The organism is Arsenicibacter rosenii (assembly GCF_001870735.1).
GTDB classification, from domain to species: domain Bacteria; phylum Bacteroidota; class Bacteroidia; order Cytophagales; family Spirosomataceae; genus Arsenicibacter; species Arsenicibacter rosenii.
In genome coordinates this window covers 983264-1006112 of sequence record NZ_MORL01000001.1, presented here as the reverse complement: position 1 = coordinate 1006112, position 22849 = coordinate 983264, and the positions used below count along the sequence as shown (strand labels likewise).

Annotated in this window: 19 protein-coding genes; 12 read left to right on the top strand and 7 right to left on the bottom strand. The window is 40.5% G+C overall.

What is annotated here, in order from left to right; genetic code table 11:
- Window positions 1-37: 37 nt before the first annotated feature.
- Entirely contained in the window at window positions 38-6289 is a 6252-nt protein-coding gene (locus BLX24_RS31575; protein WP_083421773.1) for a DUF6443 domain-containing protein, read from the bottom strand.
- A 277-nt stretch (window positions 6290-6566) separates the two neighbouring features.
- Here BLX24_RS31575 and BLX24_RS31570 point away from each other — a divergent pair, with 277 nt between their 5' ends.
- Window positions 6567-8390: a T9SS type B sorting domain-containing protein gene (locus BLX24_RS31570; RefSeq protein ID WP_177225771.1), complete on the top strand. Its 1824-nt coding sequence runs from the start codon at window positions 6567-6569 to the stop codon at window positions 8388-8390.
- Between the two features lie 454 nt (window positions 8391-8844).
- Here the strand turns inward: BLX24_RS31570 and BLX24_RS03950 are convergent, their stop codons facing one another.
- The gene (locus BLX24_RS03950) at window positions 8845-9189 is read right to left on the bottom strand and encodes a hypothetical protein (protein ID WP_143092561.1); all 345 of its coding nucleotides are present in this window, start codon (window positions 9187-9189) and stop codon (window positions 8845-8847) included.
- Window positions 9190-9343: 154 nt separating this feature from the next.
- Between BLX24_RS03950 and BLX24_RS03945 the strand changes: the two genes are divergently transcribed.
- From BLX24_RS03945 to BLX24_RS03895, 11 genes are all read left to right on the top strand, one after another.
- Window positions 9344-9742 (top strand): hypothetical protein, encoded by a 399-nt coding sequence (locus tag BLX24_RS03945; protein WP_071501724.1) that lies wholly within the window; start codon window positions 9344-9346, stop codon window positions 9740-9742.
- Between the two features lie 187 nt (window positions 9743-9929).
- The gene (locus BLX24_RS31565) at window positions 9930-10112 is read left to right on the top strand and encodes a SymE family type I addiction module toxin (RefSeq protein WP_083421771.1); all 183 of its coding nucleotides are present in this window, start codon (window positions 9930-9932) and stop codon (window positions 10110-10112) included.
- Window positions 10113-10178: 66 nt separating this feature from the next.
- Entirely contained in the window at window positions 10179-10772 is a 594-nt protein-coding gene (locus BLX24_RS03935) for a hypothetical protein (RefSeq protein ID WP_071501722.1), read from the top strand.
- A 50-nt stretch (window positions 10773-10822) separates the two neighbouring features.
- Window positions 10823-11488 carry a PD-(D/E)XK nuclease-like domain-containing protein gene (locus tag BLX24_RS03930; protein ID WP_071501721.1) on the top strand — a complete coding sequence of 222 codons (666 nt, stop codon included), beginning with the start codon at window positions 10823-10825 and terminating at the stop codon, window positions 11486-11488.
- 245 nt (window positions 11489-11733) lie between these two features.
- Complete coding sequence (locus BLX24_RS03925; protein ID WP_071501720.1) at window positions 11734-12336, top strand: hypothetical protein; 603 nt, start codon at window positions 11734-11736, stop codon at window positions 12334-12336.
- Window positions 12337-12353: 17 nt separating this feature from the next.
- Window positions 12354-12548, top strand: a complete 195-nt coding sequence (locus BLX24_RS03920) for a hypothetical protein (RefSeq protein WP_177225770.1) — start codon at window positions 12354-12356, stop codon at window positions 12546-12548.
- Between the two features lie 51 nt (window positions 12549-12599).
- Window positions 12600-13160 (top strand): hypothetical protein, encoded by a 561-nt coding sequence (locus tag BLX24_RS03915; RefSeq protein WP_071501718.1) that lies wholly within the window; start codon window positions 12600-12602, stop codon window positions 13158-13160.
- Window positions 13157-13690 (top strand): hypothetical protein, encoded by a 534-nt coding sequence (locus BLX24_RS03910; RefSeq protein ID WP_143092559.1) that lies wholly within the window; start codon window positions 13157-13159, stop codon window positions 13688-13690. The genes BLX24_RS03915 and BLX24_RS03910 overlap by 4 nt, the downstream gene beginning before the upstream one ends.
- A gap of 1 nt (window position 13691) precedes the next feature.
- Window positions 13692-14996, top strand: a complete 1305-nt coding sequence (locus BLX24_RS03905; protein ID WP_071501716.1) for a metal-dependent hydrolase — start codon at window positions 13692-13694, stop codon at window positions 14994-14996.
- Window positions 14957-15442: a tyrosine-type recombinase/integrase gene (locus BLX24_RS03900; protein ID WP_071501715.1), complete on the top strand. Its 486-nt coding sequence runs from the start codon at window positions 14957-14959 to the stop codon at window positions 15440-15442. The genes BLX24_RS03905 and BLX24_RS03900 overlap by 40 nt, the downstream gene beginning before the upstream one ends.
- A complete protein-coding gene (locus BLX24_RS03895; RefSeq protein ID WP_083421788.1) occupies window positions 15360-16520 on the top strand; it encodes a tyrosine-type recombinase/integrase in 1161 nt (386 codons plus the stop codon). The genes BLX24_RS03900 and BLX24_RS03895 overlap by 83 nt, the downstream gene beginning before the upstream one ends.
- A gap of 107 nt (window positions 16521-16627) precedes the next feature.
- Here BLX24_RS03895 and BLX24_RS03890 read toward each other — a convergent pair whose 3' ends face one another.
- From BLX24_RS03890 to BLX24_RS03870, 5 genes are all read right to left on the bottom strand, one after another.
- Window positions 16628-17233 (bottom strand): uridine kinase family protein, encoded by a 606-nt coding sequence (locus BLX24_RS03890; protein ID WP_071501713.1) that lies wholly within the window; start codon window positions 17231-17233, stop codon window positions 16628-16630.
- Between the two features lie 228 nt (window positions 17234-17461).
- Window positions 17462-18112 (bottom strand): 7-cyano-7-deazaguanine synthase, encoded by a 651-nt coding sequence (locus BLX24_RS03885; protein ID WP_071501712.1) that lies wholly within the window; start codon window positions 18110-18112, stop codon window positions 17462-17464.
- 33 nt (window positions 18113-18145) lie between these two features.
- Window positions 18146-20050 (bottom strand): phosphoribosyltransferase family protein, encoded by a 1905-nt coding sequence (locus BLX24_RS03880; protein ID WP_177225769.1) that lies wholly within the window; start codon window positions 20048-20050, stop codon window positions 18146-18148.
- Window positions 20051-20335: 285 nt separating this feature from the next.
- Window positions 20336-20968, bottom strand: coding sequence for a hypothetical protein (locus BLX24_RS03875; RefSeq protein ID WP_071501710.1), 633 nt, complete (start codon window positions 20966-20968; stop codon window positions 20336-20338).
- An 11-nt stretch (window positions 20969-20979) separates the two neighbouring features.
- Window positions 20980-22839, bottom strand: a complete 1860-nt coding sequence (locus BLX24_RS03870; protein ID WP_071501709.1) for a cytidine/deoxycytidylate deaminase family protein — start codon at window positions 22837-22839, stop codon at window positions 20980-20982.
- Window positions 22840-22849 lie beyond the last annotated feature (10 nt).

Genomic DNA, 22849 nt, shown 5'->3' with positions numbered 1-22849 from the left:
TTTTAGAGAAAAGTTATCAATTTTTGAATTAAGTATTTTAAAAATCTTTTATATTGTATCCAGTCTCTTCACCTTCCATTTTTCCGCCTCCTTTAGGCTTTATTAATATATCTCCATTAGGCTTCTTATAAAGGTCTTTTTGGCCAGTTTTCTTATTACCTTTTAACTCATGCACATCTACGCCACCATCTTCTAGACGTTTTATTTCCCCTGGTGTTAACATTTTATCCTGTGTAGGATTTGACTTAAGAATGTAGGGCGGCGGGGTTGCTGTCTGATTACCAAACTTGATTCCAGGCGCCTCAGCAGACGTTGGCATCAATACCAATGCAACAGCCAATGCTCCCGCTGTTGCGGTTGCTTTTGCACCAGTCAATAGGCCGCGACCTATTCCTGTGCCTACTTGAAAAGCCCATGGATATGCAATTGGTACAGCATTTGCCTCTTCATTCTGATTTGGTTCTCTATTAATTTTAACTTCGACATCATCAGTGCTTGAAGTAATCATCGACCCATTGTCTAATATTATTACATCACCTTGATGAATGGTTTGTGCTGTATTTGCTCTTATCGTATCTAGACCAAAAGCATCACCATATAACAAAGGATTGTTTAAAACATAGATACTAGGGCTATGATTATAATGATTCTCCGCCAGCGGATCTACTGAATTCCAACGCCCGATTTGCGGGTCATACATCCGTGCTCCATAATCTATCCAGTCTAAACCTTTCTGATCTTCTTTGCCGTTATATTTGAACCGGTTGCTGGTTATCATCGTCTGAGTGCTTAGTCCAGACAGACTTAATCCCCATGGATCATAATGTTCTTCCTGTACAACCATTAATGGATAGGTATCCTTTGGGCCAGGGACTAAACTGCTGCCTACGACTGCTGTGCTAATTTCAGGACAACGGCAAGCCACCCGTAAGTTACCTAAGTGGTCTTTCAACTGATATTCATATCTGTAGAATCGGTTTGTAATAACCTCAGTCGTTGACGTCGGGTTTACTGCACGACCGGGCGGCAGAATACGGCCTTCGGCTGTAGGTATAAACTCTAAAGTATTGTTTTCATACAATAAGCCACTTACATAATCGTAAATTTTTCCGCTGGTACCCATACTTGCCCGTAGTTTCTGACCTACAGCGTTATAAGTATAACTAACAGATCCTGTTATAGAATTGACTACATTCTGAGGCAAATTCAGATGGTTATAGGTAGCGATCGCTATTCCCTTACCATCATCAGACTTTAAGTTGCCGTTAGCGTCATAAGAGTATGCAGATGTATTTACATTAAAAAAGCCATCATTTTTATTTACTTCTCCATTATCCGTTATACTACTCAGCTGATTACTATTTGTTGTATACGTATAGGATAGATTGTCAACTAAAACGTTCTTAAACCAGCGTTTCAAGTTTTGGATATTTCCATTGTCATCATAACGGATTTTATCTCCCGTATCATCGCCACCCATATTGAAAACTGTGGTTGTATTCTGCTTCAACGTGGCTGTTTTCAGGCGGTTCTGGTTGTCATATGAAAAGGAATAGTCCATTAATGGATTTTGAGCTAGCATAGCAGTACCTGCGTACATTCCCTGCTTTTGCGCAGAACGGTATTGCCAGTTAGTGATATTTCCGATATTGTCATAAGCCAGACTCATGCCGAAAAGGTCTTTCTCCCCATTCTGGTCAAGATTTGTTGGCTTGTTAATATCATTCAGCCAGCCTCGCATCAGGTAAGTATAATCCAGTTGCTGGAGATTACAACCCAATGTTTTGCGTGTTAACTCTCCAATACCATTGTAAGAGTACCTGGCTACCGGTTCCCAATACTGACCAGCCGTATTGTCTGCCGCACTCTGAGAGTCGGTCACGCGCTGACAAACGGCTTTTGGCCGGCTCGCACGATCATAACTTTGTCTGGTCTCAATAATTAAATTATTGCGGGTTGTCAGCTTGTTTTGCATCTCCCGACCAACAAAATCAAGCTGATGAGATACTTTATCAACACTTCCTAAATGATTATCAGCAATTGTCTGTATTACGCGTCCCAATTCATCATAATAGGTAGCAGTTATCTGAGTTAGAGCACTGGCATTACCCAACCCCCAAACTTTAATACCTGTCTGCATGCCTTGTAAATTCTCAAGCCTTTTCTGACCATAGGCATGAAGCTCATCGAAGCTTTTGCTACCGGCAAACGTATAATTGTCATAGTACGTTTGGGTTAGCATTTGCCCACCTGATAAACTGGTACTAACTACCCTGTCCAGTCCGTCATAACTCGTAATAACAGTAACTCCCTTTGCATCAGTACTACTTACAAGTCTGTCCCGTAGATCATATCCTTGTATTGTAATACCGGCTCCCGGTATTTTTTTTCTTATTTGACGACCTCTATGATCATAATCATAAGCAAAGATCAAATCATTCGACGAGTCAAACAGGTTAAAACTTATACTTGCTAATAAACCAGCGGCTTTTGGAGGAAGTACACAACGTAGCCGGTTAAAATCATCAAACACGTAGTATGTACGCAGACCAGCTATATCACGGCATACAATCCGGCCTTCCTTATCTTTGAATTCGGACGTTTTATGATTATTTTCATTTGTTGTTTCCGTTACATAAAGTACACCTGCACTATAGGTGGATACATTTACTGTAGAGGTAGAGAATACATAGGTTAATAGTTTTACTCCATCGCTGGCTGTATTTGCACGATAATTAATCGTTACCACCGTGCCACTGCCGGGAGCTGTTTGTCCTGTGATCCGGTTAAGCGGGGATGCTTCGTATTGAGTTAAACCATAGGCCGCACCGGATCGGAGGAGCGAATTATTATAATAGCTATTAATCGTATTCTCAAGGATCGTATTGCGATAAGCACCTCCGTTTGTAGCATCAGAAATTGGTAAGTATTTTTTTGCCTGACGACCAAAAGCATCATATTCCTGTATGGTAATGATGTCTTGTCCCTGACTACCCTGATCATATGCGCTACCGCCTGATCCAACGCTCACCTGTTGGGCAGGCCTTCCTAATCCGTCAAAATAAGATATAGTTTGATTAAACTCTGTTGACGCTGCGTTAAGAAATATGGTTTCAGCCACATAATTCTGGCTATTTGATGCAGTATGAAGAGTAGATAAGTTATAGGTTGCTGAGAGTGAAGGCAAATCACAGTCAGAACATCCACAGGCAAACGGCAGAACGGTTAAGGAAGTTTGCTTGTAACAGGATGGCAGGTTTTGCTGTTCAACACGGAATGTAAAGGTACCAATTGTATTTGGCGCTAAATAGCCGTAATCACCAACTACTGATACACTGGTCGTTGTAGTATTGGTGGGGCTCTGTACAAAATACTTACTACCCGAAGGGCCTATCCAAATAAAATTTTCAGAAGTACCCATTGAAGACGGTCGAATGGCTGTTAAACTAAGCAGTGTACCTATGGTTAATGTATTTGAATCAGGTAGTCCATTAACTGTCAGCGTACAAGTAGATGGGCAGTTGACCAGTACCGTTGCTGAAGACGGACATGTATCTGATTCTCCACCGATTCCTACCTTAACTCGATAGCGTCCATTCGGCAAGCTTTGAAATGGATATTGATAACCAGGAAAAACCCGCCATACCTCATTTACAATCTGACCACTTAAGCCTTCAATTTTATACCTGTAATCATCTGTAGGCCTTGTTGGGTTTATCAGTGTGACATCAACTCTTCCTGAATATGGAGCACTTGAGCATGCTGTAACAGACGAAAAAGGAGAAGATGGCTGATTTACAGTAATTGTTGCCGTATTAAAGGGCGCTGTTGGCGAATTCCCGCAACTAACTTTTAGTATTGTGTTTGCGGTAAGTGATTCAATTGTTATAATCGAGGCATTACTACTATACAAAGTACCTGTATTTGTATTTAACCAGTAAACAGCTCCATTACAGCCCGTTGACGTTAAAGAAACGGGTAAACCTGAACAGATAGTCGGAGAGCCCGGAATTATAACAAGCGGAGCGACATTAATTGTAATACTGTTTGAATTAGGGCTGCTACAGCCATTTACAATACAGCGCGTATAGAGTGTGGCGGTTTGTGTGGCAGTATAACTGATAACATTTCCCGTTGCGATACTGGTTGATCCCCTATACCAATAAACACTTTTATCATTACCCGCGCAGGCAGCTGCAACTAATGAAATTACTTCACCTATAGCATAGGTTCTGCTATCAGGTTCTACGACTAAGGGTGTAACTGGCGATGTTGCCGTTATTGTCGTAGAAGCAGTGTAAATACATCCTTGATGCCTCACACGCACATCATAAGTTCCGTTCCCTAATACTGTGAAAGGAGCTGGTACAGAAACCTGATTGATTGCGGATGCCCAGGTTAAGGAAGTAATGCTGATAGGCGTACCGTTTTGAGTTCCGGATACAGCCAGCTGGGTAGAAACCGTCGCACATTGCCCGTTATTACTGGCAATTAACGTCACCGGAGGTACTGCAAGTATTGAAATACTTTTAGTACAAGTAAACGATGGAGTAATGCATCGGACTGTATAAGAAAATACATTGCTGGTTGCAACTAAAACACTTACCGTCGACTGGCTTTGTCCTGGAGTAACAATACCGGTTCCAATCCAGTCAATAGTACTACCCGCAGGACAACCTGATGCATTTAAGGTTACATTATTGCTATTGCTCTGACATACCTTGGTAATGCCTGACGCATCTGTTTCACCTAACCCCGGACCATTAATTGACAGATTAACTACGTTGGCAGTAATACTAACATAGTTTGTCATTAATTGTCCACAACTGTTGATACATTCTATTTTATATTCATTATAAATATCACCATATCGTATATTTGATGTAATAGAAAAAACTCCTGTTGTATTGACTTCCTCTAAATAGTTTCGTTTTACTGTACTCAACAGGTAGGCAGCGTTTGTACCACATCCTGTTGCAGAAAAAGTCACTCCCTGTCCACAACCGTTTCTCGTAGTTGGTAAACCGTCAGATAAGGTGGGGGTAAGGTTATAGGTACTCGGTGGTGAGGACTGTACAGTAACTGTTTGATTTTTTACATTTCCGTCAGAACAATAGCATCGGAAAGATATTTGTTGAGGTACAGCGGTTTCACTATATATAAAAGTTACAAGACCTTGATCTGCTAACGTTGGAACATAATTGAGGCTGTTTACAAAGACTCCGTTATAATTCTCAAATACCCCAACTGATGAACAACCTGCCCAGTTTTTCAAAACTGCTGCAAAACTTTTTGTTCCTGTACCATTTCCAGTGCACAAGGGAAACGATAAAACATTGAACCCATCAATTGAACAGTTGCCTGGCTCTGCTACTTTGTTTGATGTAGATTTTACAGGATCTGACTGGTTGTAGTATGATGCAATATTATAGGTCTGAATTGCCTGACAGTTTTTATTATTTACAGAACGAAGGTAAATTTTACCAGCTATTGCTGCATTATTAAACGTATTTTCACGTTGATAATCAAGGCCGTTCAGACTATATTCAATGTCATGTGTCTCTTTTTTTTTTACGATCGTTACTACATATCCTCCTTCCGGATTTTTACTATATAAAATTGTATTTGAGACTTCACTAATAGTACATGGCATCTCTTGGCTTGATGCCTGAATATCAGCTGTTTTTTGTTTTTCATTTTTTCTCCATAGTGTCAGTACCGATTTTCGCTCAAACAAGCTGTTTGTATGCACCTCCTGCGGACCCCGGAGTAGTATAAATGAGGCCGAATTACTGATATTTTCAAAATAACCCTTTACTGTATACGTCACCTGTTGCTTACTATCACTGGTCAATTTATCATTGATAAATGGATAGTAGTCTCCTCCTGTCTGTACAAAACCTGTTGGGAATAATAGTTTCAGGCTGTAGCCCTTTTGCTCTTCAAAAAAGAAGAGCATTGATTGGGTAATGGGTAATAATTCAGCAGTTAATGTAATTGTAACTTCTTCACCTATAGTGACGCTGTCTTTATTACTTACTATTGAAAATCGGATTGGATCTGGTGAAAGGCTTACAGGTAATTTAAAAGGTGCTTGAGGTTTAATTGAAATCGGCTTGATGTCAAATCCAGATTTCAGAACAGGCTCCCTTACATCTGTCCGCTTATTTTTAGGATTATCACTAGTGGTATGCTCATTTACACCCATGGCTTTCGCCAAAGTACTCATTGGACCTAAATAAACAAATAGAATAACGAATAATAGAATACTGTGGATAGATGCTTTCATGTAAGAGTCTATTAATGGTGTAAAGCATGAATTAATACTAGGTAGTGGTTATTTATTTTAACACAAGTATATATATAATTGCCTAATATTGTCAAGTAATTAACTATATTTATTTTATTGGTTAATAAATATGTTCACAAACATCCACATTGGCTTAGTAATTGCTATGAAAATACAGGAGCTATATAAAACTCTGAAGAAACTTTCATTCATTGTTATTCTTTTAATAATCTCGTTAAAGTGTTACTCCAATAATATATATGGAGCAACAGTAAGTATGAAACAGCTTGAACCCTCAAATTTTAAATATTTAGTTCAAGTACGAATTTATGTAGACATTTCTAGATTGTCATATGTTGATAAAGATTACCTTGAAATTGGAAATCATGATATGCGGGTATTCCGTAAAAAGAACGATCAAAGTGTTTCCTATTTTTATCTGTCATTTAGTAGCTATAGTGACGTTGTATATGCAAAGTCAGGATGTGCAGATAAACTAGGATTATCAATCCGCGCATATACATACAATGCTGTTGTAACATTAAACCCTACTGATTATGAAGACCCGGAAGGATACTATATGATCTGGGATCGTTGTTGTCGTAACAAGGGTATCACAAATATTACAAGCTCTGAGCTAGCCAATATGCTAATCCAGACTGAGCTTCCCCGATTAGCGGTAAATGGACAACCTGTACCGTTTTCTTTACCTGAGTTTCCTGTATTTCCCGGCAAAATTGCGTGTGTTGGAAAATCATTTTCATTTAACTTTCAGGCAACTGATCCAGATGGCGACCAACTATCCTATCGATTGGTTGAGCCACTAAGAGGATTAACAACGATTAACAACCCTATCGGCTTCCCTCAACCAGGCCCATTTCAAACTTTGGCATATGCTGCGGGTTATAGTATCACAAATTTGATTCCAGGCAAAGACCCTTTAACTATTAACCCAAATACAGGTATAATAAGTGTCACTCCGGACCGAATTGGAAGTTATGCATTCACAGTCATCTGTGAAAAATACCGTAATGGTAAAAAGATAGGAAGTGTTGTACATGAGTTTCAAATACCTGTGACCGAATGCTCATACAATACAGATAGCTTACCTGTTATATATCATAACGGGATACCTGTACAAAAATTAACTTTGTGTCCAAACGACAGTATCTATTTAACGACAGATCTAACGAAAGGATGGTCTCTGCAATGGCAACATGACCAAAAAAGCATATTAAATGAAACCAAAACCGGAATTTGGGTTTCAGAAGCTGGTAGTTTTACAGTAAAAAAAGAGTCTTCATCAGGTTGCGTAAATGATACTATCTCAATGCCTGTGATAGTTGACGTTCCTGTTCAAACAAACTCCACCAAAATAATTGCCTCATCTAATAGCCTGTGTAAAGGGGATTCCGTTGTACTGACTACGACGCTATCAACTTCATTCACTCCTGTTTGGTATTTAGATAATAAGTTAATGTCAAACAATTCTTCTTTGACAGCTACTAAACCTGGTACTTATCATTTATACATGATTATGACAAACAGTTCATGTAAATTTCTTGGTGACAGTATTTATATTAAGCAAAGGCCTTCTCCTGAGCTCCCTCTATCTGCAGCCTATGTTATTTGTCCTGATGATAGTGTTAAACTTTATGTTCAAAACCAAAATGGCTGGACTTATCAATGGAGTTATAACAATCTGATTGTCGGCTCAAACTCTTCAATTACGGTTCGGGACAGCGGTAATTATTTTATGAAAGTTATAAACGAGTTTGGCTGTAAAGCTATCTCTCTACCGTATAAGATAAGCTATCGCTCTGATTGTCTCCAGAATAATCTTTATATTCCATCTGCCTTTACACCAAACGGTGATGGTATAAATGATGTCTGGGAAATAAAAAGTATGACTCAGTATCCCCAATTGGTAATTCGGGTATTCAACAGATGGGGAGAATGCATCTTTCTTTCCTCCACTTCCAAACCATTCTGGGATGGCCAATATAATGGACAACCGATAGAGTCTGGTACTTTCGTTTACCAAATTCAGATTGCGCCAGGAAAGACACCCTTGAGGGGAAGCGTAACACTCATCAGATAACTTTCATTATATAAACATTGACATATTAACTTATATTTTTAATGAGGCGTACATGGAAAATGCAACTGCCACACAAATTCCGTAAAATATTTAAGTAACCCCATAATATATAATCACTGGGTATTCCATTGGGCAGCGGGGCCGCTTTCCCTGCTGCTCGCTCGCACAACCTCTCCACAGCGGCCCCGTATCCCGGCGGTCAGGCGTTGCGAATAGCGTCGCACGGGCCTGCGCACACCCGCCCGCTAGTAGCAACGCCCGCCCGCCTGCGCCCATGCATCGTTCTCACCGCACTCCCGTCGGGCCGCGGGGCTGCGCGGCTGCGTGCCTTGCCGCTTGCCATCGGCGGCCCATTTGGTCGCTTATAGAAACGGTAAATACGGTGGTGAGTTGGGCCGGGCCTCGTTTGGCCGGGCCCCGCCTTGTAGTTCAGCGGGGAGCTCCAAAAGCTCGGTTATTCAAGTAAGAGCTTAACCCGTTTCCCCTGGCGTCGGGCTTCGGCGAGCTCATGGCGGGTGCCGGGGCTCTTGCCGTCCCAAAGCGCCAGACAGTTATCGGCGTCGGCTATCAACTTCTTGCCCCGAATCGGGCCGGCAGCCCGTCCATGCGTCGACCAGTCGGGCGCGTAACCCGTTTCAGCGTTGCCGGTTTCCTTTGCCCAGGTCTGCGCGTGTTCTTTTCCCGCCCCTTCGGCGCCGTGTAGCACATGCGTCGTGCCCAGCTCTTGCAAAGCGACTTTAATTTTTTCGTAGTGTTCTGGTTTGGTTAAGTGGCGGCTAGCCAGTAGCGCAGTTTTCATAGTGTTTTTGTCAGTTTCTATAGTAAATATACAAATAAATATTTGCATAATAAAGCATATTTTTCTTTGTTATCATTTTGATTTGCATATAATTATTTGTATTTTAGTAGTGTAGTTCAGCAGAGCTATAATAAATCTCTAAATCAAAAAAATCATGAAAACAGTAACTTATCCCGTATCGCAGCCGATAGGCGTTGAGTATTATCAGTGCCCGGAAGGCTCTGGTTCAGTTTGCCGTGTTGAGCGGCAGGCCGGTACAAAACGCTATAAAATGACCTATTATGTCATCGGCCCACAAGTACAGGTCTATCAATCGGAAACGTTTCCTTATGGCTGGAAATGGATCGGATTTGATGAATTCCAGAATGTTAAAACCTCCGTTCTGTCGGCGCTTGGGCTTATTTGTCAGGAAGCTGAGCACCTGAATATGATGGCTGAATATGAGGCGCTTACTAGTTTCTCCCTTTCTGATCGTAACACCCCTGGCTTTGGTCAGGGGCCTATAAAGCTATGTTTCCTTTTTGTGAATAAATTAAACTATATGGTGTCGTAATGATGGTAGTTGGCACTTATGGCCCCGCTGAACCTGCAACATGGGAGTATCCCGGAAGCCCCGCAGAAATAGACATTAGCCGATATGAAATTGGTGGGGTCGATGTAAGCAATCTCGTAGAAGCCGCCAACTGGTACGAAGAGATTGATTCGCAGATACGTAAAGCCTTTGGAGAGCCCGCTATCCTATGAAGCGAATCAGAAAAATACAGGCCCGCTATAAAGTTAGCGGTGCTATTGGATACCGAAAAACTACTGTTACGCCTTCACTTGAGTTAGCCGGCAACTGGTTTGAAAAAGCCGGCTTTCTGCCCAATCAACTGGTCAATATTGTTTGTGAGGATGGCGCAATCATAATCCGAAAGCAATAATCCCGACAGCCGCAGCGGGTCCCGCTGCGGCCACTTTCCCAATCGAACACTCAAATTTTTACGACTATGTATAAGGAAGTTAACACCCAAACCGGCGAAGTCACGTTTTCAATCAAGTATTTACAGGGGAGACCACGCCAATATCGGTTCAATGGCCAGACCGGACGTTTCAATATCAATGGCGTTACGGACGTAGGAACTACACTATCGATTCAGCCGGTTGCCTGGCGGATTTTTGAGGAAAACCTTTTTTCCAGAGGCCGCAATGAGACATGGGCCGAAGTGTTTTTTGTCGACGAGAAAAAGGCTCTTTCGTCCATAATGTTTAATAATTCGTCTGTCAATGAGCTGTTTAACTTAATCGAACCACTTTTTTATGACGATTTGCAGCTTTCTGATGTAGTACTGACTGTTACTGCCGAGAAGAGGAAAAATGAGAAAGTGCAACCGGCAGGTACGTGGTTTCTGGCAAAATTTGAGTATAAGCCAGCTGATAATCAGGTTGTCACAGAGCTAAAAGAATTTGCCCTCACGAATCCGGTTTATCGGTTAGACACAATAACCAGCACGGCCGTTTATCAGGTCGTTTCAGACACGTTTGCTGTAGGGTACCAACTACCGGTACCCGTAGCCATACCGGAGATAACTACTGAAGAATAACCTAAACAGGCCCGATGAAGTAATCATCGGGCTTCTCACCGACTACGTATATGAATTACCGTTCAATACCCCGAATATCAAACTCAGATCTTACGGAATTCAAAAACCATATTTTCGGCTATAACAAAAAAAAGCCTGTTGCGGCCTTTGCCTTTGGAACTGCCTTGCATGAATTAATTCTGGAACCGCACAAGGTCAGCGAACTGCCCGGAAACATCGATTTGGCACTCGTGCAGAAGTTGGCCCTAAACGCTAAAAACGATAAATACCTAAGATGGATAGTACCGTTCTCCAGAAAGGAAATTATTAAGCTTTGGGAAGACCCGGCAACGGGACTGGCATTAAAAAGTAAATTAGACATCGTTCATAAAGGCAGAATAGTGGTTGATATCAAATCAACGTCGTGTAAGTCATTGGCCGATTTCTTAAAATCATCCGAAAACTATGATTATGACCGGCAAGCGGCCTTTTATCTGGACGCAATAGGGGCAAAGCAGTTTTTATTTGTTGCGGTCCAGAAAGTTGCCCCGTTTCACATTTGGATCGTGCAGTACTATGAAGGAGGGACGTTTATTGCAGCAGGGCGCAAAAAATATAAGACTCTTTTGCGCGAATGGAAACGGCGGATTGACAGTGGGCAACAGTTTAAACCATCAACATGGTGTCAAAATCCGGAAAATCAGGAGGGAATAGTAAACTCAATTACTGGACTGTAAAAAACGCCGGGTTTATCGTAAGCCCGGCGTTTTAACTTGTCCTGTAAGAATTTACACTCCTACAGCATTTATGACGTGCTAAATGTCAAAAGGAACTTAACTTTGTGAAAATTTTGATTTAGAGTACTCAAATCCTGCTGGCCTTGCTGGCAGGATTTTTATTTAATGATGCTTACAAATATATATTTGTAAATACTGTTAAATATTTGCATGTTTACGGCTATTAACAAATTTACATTTGTGTTATGCGTAAACTATTCTCGATTTTAGGCAGCTTACTAGCTGTTCTGTTCTCATGTAAACAACCCGCTCCTAATGACTGGCTGAGCGAACACAAGCCGGACCACAGCACAAATGCCAGGGTTGACTATGAATCTGATACGACGATATCAGATGAAACCGATTACAGACAAACCGCCCGTATAGCGGCTGGTGAGCGGGCTAAACTGACAATTGGCTACATGAACAACGAGACCGAAGTTTTTCGGCCATCGGGTTATGTAACGCGGCTTTGGTGGTTTTCGTCGGAGCCCGCGCTGAGCAGTTGGCAAGACAACAGCGCAGTAAAAAATCGCTACAACACGCCGACCGTCAGTATCGTAAAACCCACGAATCGCCGTAGTTACACCCGTAAAACAATTAAGTCTGGCTGGTACATTGGTGAAGCGAATGAATCCGGTATTTATTACAAGTTTAATGTCTCGCAGAACAGCGACGGTCTGCTGATAACGAACGAAAACAGCACGACCAATCCTGCCTATTCAGGCTATTATTCCGGTTTCGGAAAACTTAAAGTAAGCCTGTGGTGTATGGTAAAGGCAAGCCGGCTGATGCACACATTACGCTGAGCCGGAATGGCCAGCGTATGGAGTTCTGGCTGTATGCAGAAGATGGTACAGGCACCAAAAAAGGAATGTATTGGTTTGTGCCGACCGGTAATTATCAGTTTTCCGCGTGGGCTAACAAACCGGATGGTTCCGGACAATATCCGGCGACCGCCGGATATCTGACTGTTGCATCTGGTAAGGTTTACCCGCATATCAAATTAGCGTTTCAATAACCCACTCTGAGTTGGATGGCTCCTGCCATCCTTAAAACCATTCATTAGATCATGAAGAAAGCACTGTTTTTCCATTCGCTGATAGCCGCTCTTTGCTACTGCTACACGTTTGTCGTTATCTCATCGTCGCTGTCGGGTTGTAAAAAACAAGCTGACAGTGTGGCGCCCGACGAATCCGCTGTGATCGGCTATAACAATCTGCCATATGCCGCACCGGAAACCGAAGGAAGCTTTACCGTGACGGCGGGCCTGTGTCGGAATACACTGCCGGCCGAACCTGCAAATCTTACGGTTGACCTGTTTTATTTTGACCTGAACACAGATCCGCAAAAAGCAATTACCCAATTGACCGATCCTGTCGACATGGATGATGAAGACGGGCCCGATGCACAGGAAATCCGCGAACCGGATCAATCGTTTGATCTTTTCACGCAGACGACCGACGAAAAAGGAATGACAGTAACCAATTATCAACCTGATAAGTCATTCGTTTTCCAGACCGGGCCGCAATCATTGTGTGTCGTGCGTTTAACCGATGAATTAGGTAATGAATCGTTCAGCTGGTTTCTGACAACGAAGGGGTCATCCCTGAAAACCTGCCTGAATCTATGAAACAGGTTCTGCTTTGCGGATTTCTGGCACTAGCAACCTGTGATTCTGTTTCTACAGAACCATGCGTAATGACCGATGAACCCGATTCCGGCTATTATGCGGCCGGAATAAGCGCTACACGTTTGCTGGTTGACGAAAGTCAGCGTATACAGTTCTTTGCAGCAGATGCGGGCAACCGGACAATGTACCGCCTTGATAACGTCGAACTTCATATCTGGTACTTTTCGGATGAGCCGGACCCTGACGAGCTGGAAGGTCTGGAAACCGGCAGGTCTGATTTTAGCCAGAGCCCCGACATAAAGCTGAGAGTTGGCTCTGGTGAAGAACTGACACGAACAGCGTTTCAAAAACGTTTCCCGTCCGGCTTCCTGATTGTGAAGTGGTTTTTACTGGACGGGATCAAGCGGCTGGGTGGCGCTCCGTACGGCGAAAACCGGTACAATGTCCGTTGGCAGCAGTACCGTATCACGCCGGATTTCCCCCCGCAACACTGGATCTTAATTACCGACACATTCCGGGCAGGAATCTGATATGCAAGGATATAATCATGTTGCTGGAGGGGTCGTTTTTACCGGCATCTTTTCGAGCTTCCACGACGTGAATGTCTTCTCTACACCGTCGCTCGTGGGGGCGACGGTTTTTTTTGCGTTGTTGCCCGATGTCGATCATACCCGTAGTCTGATCGGGAAGGTGTTTTATCCGGCCGCTTCGTTTCTGCAAAAGCGTTTCGGTCACCGGACCATTACCCACAGCCTGTTTTTCTATCTGTCTGTAATCGGGTTAATGTGGCTGGCTCCCAAAGCCTATGCTGTTGTTTGTACCTACGCATTGGGCAGCCATCTGCTGTTCGACATGTGCACAAAGCAGGGGATACCGTTGTTGTATCCGTTCTCGAAACGTCCGTTTGTATTGCCGGCGAATCCGGGCTTACGGCTGTCTGCACAGGATCATCGGAGCGAAGCAATCGTATTTGTAGTCTTTCTGGTATGCGGCTTTTTTTGCCAGCCCTTATTTGCAGACGGTTTCTGGACCTCGTATAACAAAGCATTTGCTACATGGGAACATGTCGAACGGGAGGCATTACGGAGCCATGACCTGTTACACGTTACCTGGACCGATGAACAAAAGCGTAGACAGGAAGGCCTGTTTTATAAAAAAGACGGTTCCGGAATAGTTGTGCTGACGCTCGACGGATTTAAACTGGTTCCGCCGGCCGAACAACCGTTAGTCAGCTTTGAGCATTCAGGGTATCAACTGCAGCAACAACAACACACCATTACAGATATCCGGCTCGATAGCCTGAACCGGCTAATGACTGCGCACTGTATCCGGGTGCATATTCAGTCTACCGAAGACCTGAGCTACTTTACCGGGAACATCATGCAGACCGGAAAACTAATCGATCTGGAGTATCAGAAGAACCTTATCATCAATCAACTGCCGCACGATGACACCGAAATCATAAACAAAATCGAATTGCTCAATATTGAGCACGAAAGCCAGCGCCGCCGGTATGACATGGAGTACCGCGAATACCGGTCAAAGTGGCAGAAAATACGCTCGCTCGAAACGCTGTTAAAACGATTTGACGATGAATACGAGCAGTCGAGCGACTATCAAAAGGGCCGGATCATAAAGCAACGGCAGGAAGCAGAACGGGCGCTGGAAACCGCCAGGGCCTCCGTGATCGTGCCGCCGGTTATGCCCGACTTCCGGCGTTTCGGGCTCGAACGGGCGCTACTCACGCGAAAACTTAACCATCAGCCACAAATAAACTGCAATCTGATTACAGTAACATGGAATTCCTTACAACCGAAGAAAACGAAACGGCCCTGAGCCGGATCAGTAATCCAACCCACCGCGTACAATGGCTGCTCATGGCCGATGCCGGCCTGCGCGTAACGGAGGTTTGTACACTACGCTGGACCGACATCGATGTCAGAAAGAAAGTAATAAAGGTCAGAAGTCTGAAAAAGCGGTCCGACCGCCAAACCGAAGATAGCGACGGCCCCCGCACCGGCGTAAAGGCCGGGCCGCAGAAAACCCGTGAGATTCCAATGTCAGCACGGCTTTATCAGGCCCTAACTGACTTTGTACAGAAAAAAGGAAAAGGGAGTGGTTATGTGTTTCCGGGTAACAGTGATCCTGCAAAGCCAATTACGCGGATTGCTGTAAATAAATGGATGAAGGAGCTGGCCACTGAAAACCCCCGATCTGCCACATATTCATCCCCACAAGCTCAGGCATACGTTTGCTACCAAACTTCGTGTTCAGGGGGCTGAGCTCGAAGATATCCGCGACGCATTAGGCCATGAAAAGCTGGATACAAGCCTGATTTATGCCCATGCCGACAAAGAAAAGCTTAGAACCATGATCGATGCAACGGCCCCGAAACCGTCATTATGGCAGCGCATCAAAAAATCATTGTTCCGGCTGCGGGAATACCGGATTAAAATACCCGCAACCATTACGCCTGAATTGGTTGGTCGGGATGAAGACGTGAAGAAAATCGAACGGTTACTGCAGCAGGGCGTTTCGGTGATCGTTACCGGCCCGACCGGCATCGGAAAGTCATTTCTGATCGACAAGCTGCGATACCCAAAAAAGGTACTCGAAATTGACGATCACAAAGAGTTTAAACGGTCACTGGCCGCCTGTCTGGTGCATCTGCTCGGGTCCGAAGAAGAGCCAGGCCGTCAGGCGGTAGCCAATCTGATATATGGTACCGACAATCCGGATGCACTGGTGGTGAAGACCTCGAAAGAGTCAATGCCGAATCTGTGCCGGTTACTGTGTGATGCATGCGGACGCAAAGAATACATTCTCAAAATCAACGATCTCGAAAGCGTAACCCCGTCTGTTGTACGGATACTGGAGATGCTGAAAGATCATTTTGTGATCCTGACCACCGCCCGCACCGTGAAAATGAATAACAGTAGTTTTCTCTGGGACTTTGAAAAAATCGACCTCAAACCACTGTCAAGGCCGGACAGCCTGCGACTGTTTCACCGGCTGACCGCTGATCTGGAGCTTCAGCAAGTCGAATGGATCCAGAACAAAATTCACGACACCGCATCCGGCAACCCGCGTATGGTCATGGAGCTGGCAGAACGCATCCGGCAAGAGCCGGTGATTGATGCCTTTGTAGTCGACGAAATCTGCAACAATTACCTTGGTCGCCAGACCCGCGAAATCGACATCAGCCCCGTTTTGCTGCTACTCTTCGGCTCACTGATGATTCTGCGCTACGTTGGCCGCGAAACCGGCGATCAGGAATTGACTTTCATCGGCGGCGCTGTTCTGGTCATGATGATGTTCGCACGGTATTTTCTGAAGGAGGGTAGGAGGAAAGGGATGTAACGGTTTGAAAATTAATAATAATTGTGTGTTCCACTGAAAGCATCGTTTTCTTAGAATCTTGGGGTGTCAATGAATAATTTAATTAAAGCTGTTTTTGGTAGATACACCTAAAGAAGAGTTTTAAAAAAAGAGGTAAGTATTTTTAGCCCATTCGCATAGTGTTCATTATTAGGAATAATAATATCAACCATATCGCGGAAAGGTAAAATATACTGTTCATAAGCGGGGAAGACATGATTTTCCCATCTATAAGTTACATCTTCTAAGTCAAAACCTCGTTCTTCAAAATCTCTCTTTATACGACGATTTAACATTAAATTATGTTGAACGTCAATAAATATTTTATAATCAAATAGATCAAATGCTTCTTTTGGTAAAAAGGTGAATATACCTTCAATAATGATAAGAGGAGTCGGAACGAACGCTAATGTTTTAGGAGCACTATTGTAAAATGTATATTCATCTTTATGTACTGTGTTGCCTTGCTTTAATTCCTTTAGATGTGAAATGTATAATTCTAAATTAAAAGAACTGGGAAGGTCAAAGTTATGAATACCATTTTGATCTTTTGTTATAAAATCTCGATGGATATAATAATTATCTTGAGAAATTATGCAAAGCTCATTAGAGTTGAATTCTTTAGCCAAGTCTCTAAGAAAGGAGGTTTTTCCGGAGGCACTTCCTCCAATCAGTCCAATAAGTATAGGTTTCATAACTGTTGTTTAGTTTAAAAGAGAGTATAGATGACTGGTACTTATCAATAAGCTTGAATAGTAACTAATCGATACCCTTAATTGATTCAAATATTCAAATGGTTGACTCAAACTTAAAATGTTTTCCTACTAACTGAGCAGAGTCAAATGCCAATGCACGCTTTTTTAAAAAATGGATCATTCTTAATTTTATCTCCGAAGAGTATAAATGGAATTACCACATTACAATTATAAATTAAGCATGAATTTTATATACTCATCACATATTGGTAATTTTAAGTCTAGATAATCTAATACAACGTTTGGTGGCGGAACAGAATAAGTATCTGCAAATAGAGAGGTACCTTCTAAGGATTTTGTAGAAATTCCAAAATCAAATAAGCGGTACTTTACTTTGTCCAAAGAGTCATACTCATAAACTGGCGTTAAATAATTTATGCCATATTTTTTTACAAACTCACTAGTACGTGCAACAACATCAGGTAGCTGTTCCGGAAAGTCCATTTCATATTTTACATAGCCGCTTGCTAAATTGTTAATTTTATTTTGAATGCAATAAATAACGGCAATTGTATGGGTCGCAAGAGCATCACCCACAGGTATAAGGTTGTATTTGAACCTTTCAAAATCTTTCTCAATATCTAATAAAGCAATTCGTCGGAAAAGACTAAAACTGGAAAGTATATTAAAAGAAATGATATTGTTAGGAAATTTTTCTTTTATTTCGTTATATCTGTATTGTGAAATATCACCTTTGACAACTGCTCCGTTAAACATAGAAAGTAAATGAATTTTACTATTCTCGTTTGCAAGAATGCAAGTTGCAAGTGAAGAATCTCTGCCACCCGAAAACAGCATAGCTACTGATTTATCATCCATAATGATTATTGAAAATAGTTATAAGAGGCTAAATTAAGCATGTCTTCTTAGAAAAGCAAACGCCGGTAACTTGCGATGCATATTACCGTAATCTAAATTACTATATCCTTTTTGAGTGTTTTTTGTTTTCAAAGACTCATCCACGTCCATTCCATAGCCATAAAGCCATGCATCGGGAAAATCAGAATATTTTTTCGAATAATCGAATAAGAAATCATCAGGTAAATAATTGCCATTTTTCTTTAAAATGGCTACTATAGTCAATATAGAGGCTGGAGATACTCCCTTTTTTGATTTTAAATACTCTGTTATTGCTTTTAAAGTTTTACCTTCATGGCATATGTCATCAACTATTATTATTGAACAATTTGAGAAATCTTCGTCGGTAGGTTGTACATTGGATTCTCCATCATATAACTGATTTCCAAATGAATCGTAAGTTGATACTTGAATAGATGTTTTAATGTATTTTATTCTTTTGTTTTTGCTCAAATGATAATCAATATCATTGCAGAAAACTTCACCACCATTTAAAATCGATAATAACTTTACCTTTTTTCCAATTTTGTTTTCTTTATGAATCCAGTCAGAAATTTTACTTACGATTCTGGGTATTTGTTGCTGTATTTCATAAGCTGTATATGCAATATCATGTTGATTTTCTACAAGAAAAGTTTTGTCAACTATATTCTGTAGAAACCCAGTGTAAGCTACAGATGTATAATTTTCAAAGAAAACCGTAAACAGGCCACTTTCTAATCTTTCGGAGGCGATAATATGCCTCAAGAAAATTTTATACTGCTCATGTGATTCTAGATCAATAAGAGAGCTAAGGTCCTCGTATATTATAAGTGATAATGGCTCGTCTGTCTGGTTCGAATTTTTATTGTTTTTCTTTTGTCTTTTTTTAGATACTTTAAGAAAACCTTTAATAATAGCTGAATGTATACCCGGATATGAGGCATCAGAGGTTATAATATCTAAGCACAAATCTTTAGCAACTTTTGAATTATATTTGTATATACGCTCGTTAAAGCCAAAGTGTTTCGTATGTGCATCAATTAGAATCAGGTTATCTTTAAAGTTTATTTTTCTTCCTTTCCTGTCTACAATTTCACCACTCCACACTTTTTTTATATTTTCCAGATCTGTTTCCTCTTCTATGGTCATTTCAGTGCTAACCGTATCGATATTATTTTGTTTTTGTTTTTCATTTTCTTCATCTATTTGATCTTTGTATTCCTTTGAAAATACAGAAAAAATGCCATTAAGAAACTCAATCGGGTGCCTGTCACATGATATATATTGCACAAATGCTCCATTTTTCAAAAACTTAAGAGCAAGATTGTATAAATCCGAATTAAATCTATTTCTATCTTCAATATGGCATAGAACTGATATCGAATATTTGTTTTCTGAAATTTGATCTAAAAATGACCAGTCACTATCTTTTTTCATTAAAAAAAATTGATGGAATATTTCTTTGGCAAATTTTGGGTTTAATTTTATTTGCCTTTTTTTATTTGGAATTTTAATATATGACTTAGCCATATCAAATAAAGCATGAAATACTTGCCATATTCTGAAGCTTCTGTATCTAAAATACTTATTAAAATCAACAATAAGTATTGATAATACCATTAAAAGTATTACTATTGTTATGGTTATATTTATATTATTTTGGATTGGTTTGTAGTTTTTCTTAATATACATCGGCAAGAATATTTCAAGACAAACTTCAAATATAATAACAATAATTGCTAAAACAGTCAAGCGGTACATAGAAGTAACAATGTACGGTACCCTCTTCCATTGTGCAATCAGACCATAAAATGCTACGACAAATGCTAAAATTAAACTTACGTTATTGAAAAACGGATAGTCACTACCAGTAGTGGGGATACTAATTTCTTCAATAGTTGGGCCTGCTAAAGACATTATGTTCAGAAACTTTGGTGCCGTAAATATATGATACATAATTGTTTCTTGTTTTCGCTCTTTGTATTTAGAAAATTCTTTTGTTACACCCTCAAAAAACAGTTCTATTTTTCTTAAATATAAATAACAAAAATTGTATATTTTTATAAATAAAGTGCTAATTGAGTAAATTAAATATATTAATTGTGATAGTAACTAATATGAATATGTTTTTGTGTATTTTGTTTCAATGTGTTTTATTTCACCGCTTTCTAATTCGCCTCTAAAGGTTTGGTTAATAGGTGCTCATATAAAACTAACATCCCCTAACAGCCAGCCAAACTCACGTACAGCGGTCAATGTACGATTTGACTTACAGTTCTTTAGCCGTTCAGTAATAGTTGTCTTTAAATCTGGTACAGCCGGCATAAAAGGAGCCCACTTCAATTCATCATATTGAGTAGGCTTAGGCGGTATTTCGAATCCCTCTGGAACAAATCCATATATATCCCAGACTCGATACCGTAGCAAAGCTTTTATTTCATCATTCCCATCAGTCAATTTCGCCAAGAATGCCGGAGTGACGCAGATATTAGCTAATGAAGTATAATACTCAGGCTTGTTGATCGAATAAACATGATTAAACTGTACATCCTGAATTTCCTCAGACTTTAACGAATGCGTCCAAAGGAAAGCATGATGGCAGCTAGTGTTGTCACACAATACCAGTTTTTCATCTATAAGTACCTTACCCCTGTCTTTATTATTTCGGGTACGAATAATTGGGAATAAAGCTTTATTGTTTGTTTGAGCAACAGTGTCAGGGTGAGAAAAAAGAGCAAATTGAGCAAAAGCTTGTGCTACACCTCCATGCGTTTGATCTAAAATTGACTGTAAGACAGCATAACCGTTAAAGTTGAAGTCAATCAGTGTTTTCATATATATTATTTCTATTTACTTAATTCTGCAATTTTTTTTTCAATCTCCTCTTTTTGCTCATTTAATTTTTTAATTTTTTTTTGTTTCAAATCCTCATCTTGTTTAATAATATTGTCTAAAGCATTGCTGTAACTATAACCTAACCGAATGCTTAACTCATCCTTATATCCCATAAAAGGATGGAATAAGTGATGGTAAGCTCTTCCTATTGCACCACTAAATAACTGTAAAGTAGGTTGATGTTTAATCGGCCCAACCTCTAAAATTTGTTCTTTTGCAATGCCAGGATATGGATCTATATAATATATTTGTGAAATGCCTAACTGATAGGCTTTTTTGGAGCATAATTCACACGGCGAAGCTGTAGAGAATAAAATACCTTCTCTCAATCCTTCACCACCATATTTTGAAATTTGTAGCATAGCATTTTCTTCGGCATGAAGTGCTCTCGTATGAACTTGATTTTTGTCATTCTCAAGACAGTTTTGGCCCTCTTTAAAACAGAATGATGTATTGCGACCTGATAGTTTCTTTTTTCTATTTGGTATGTTACTATCTGAGTATGCTTCTTTTAGTAAATCTTTTACTTTTCCTGTTTTTTCGTATTGACTAAATGCTTCATTATCAGTATTAGTCAGAAGGTCATCAACATTTCTTAGCAAGCAGGGAGTTTGGCCTTCAGCAGTATTATTCCAGCCTACATACTTTATAGAAAAGGAACTATCCGTTACTACTGCTCCTACTTGCCGTGAGATACAACCTGAGTTGTATTTAGCGGTGTAGGCTATTTGCATACAACGCTCCTCAGGAGTAGGTGTAATGATCCCCGGCTGAAGAATTAAGGCTAGGTATCTAATAAGGCTTTTTTTGAGCGTCGTAAATGTGTCCCCACCTTCACTTGGGTCATTCGGATTATATAAATAGATATCCGAAGCCTGAATACAACTTTTAATGTCTTGCTTATAAAATTGCTGTAATGGTTTTAAACTTGCATCATATTCTTGATCTAATTGGTCAAGCTGCTTGTTTGTAAAGGAACTATTTAATCTGCCTCGCCTAAAGTTGTTTTCTGTATTGACTGCGAGTAGATAAAATGAAGAATAATGCTCTTTAAAGAAAAAAGCTTCCAAAGAATTTCTTATCGAGTCGATAACGATCCAAGTTGGTTTACCAATTGCTTTATTTTTTGATTTAATTGTTTCAATTAGTTTGTCAATTATTTTAGGGATTTTTAAACAATCATCCGCAGGTTTATCTTTGATAATCGCGTATCCGTATTGCCTGATGTTATCTCCAAAATATTGAAATGCCGATGCTTTATTTTCTGATGTTAAATGAGTTCTTAAGATTACTTTTAGTTTTTCAGAAAAAATATGCAATGAACTATCATTAATATAGAATTCATATGCGCGGTCTTTTTTTTCTTCCTTGCTATCTTTATCATCTAGAGACTGTATATCTGTTCTTATTTTCTGTAATCTTTCAAATTCATCTTTGAGCCTAAAGCCATTTTTGTAGCCAATATCGAATATTTTGGTTATTTCTCCTTTATCCTTATCATAATATGTTGCCATATCATTGATTAATTCTTCTAAGCTTGTTTCCAATAAAATGGCAGTGATAATATCTGAAGGCCTAATTAGAATAAATGGCTTCCAGTTTTTTTCCATATAATTATAAATGATTCTGTATTTCCTGGCTTCATTACTTTTAAAATTTATCGTTTCCGGAAAGGGGAAATTACATTCAGAAAATTTCTCTTTTGTTAACAGGTTAGCTACACTTGTGCAGCCAGATCCTAACCGACCTGTTAAACCAATAATAAACAGTTCTTCTCTTATTTTGTAGAGGTTGTCTAATGGGGTATTCATATTGGTGCTG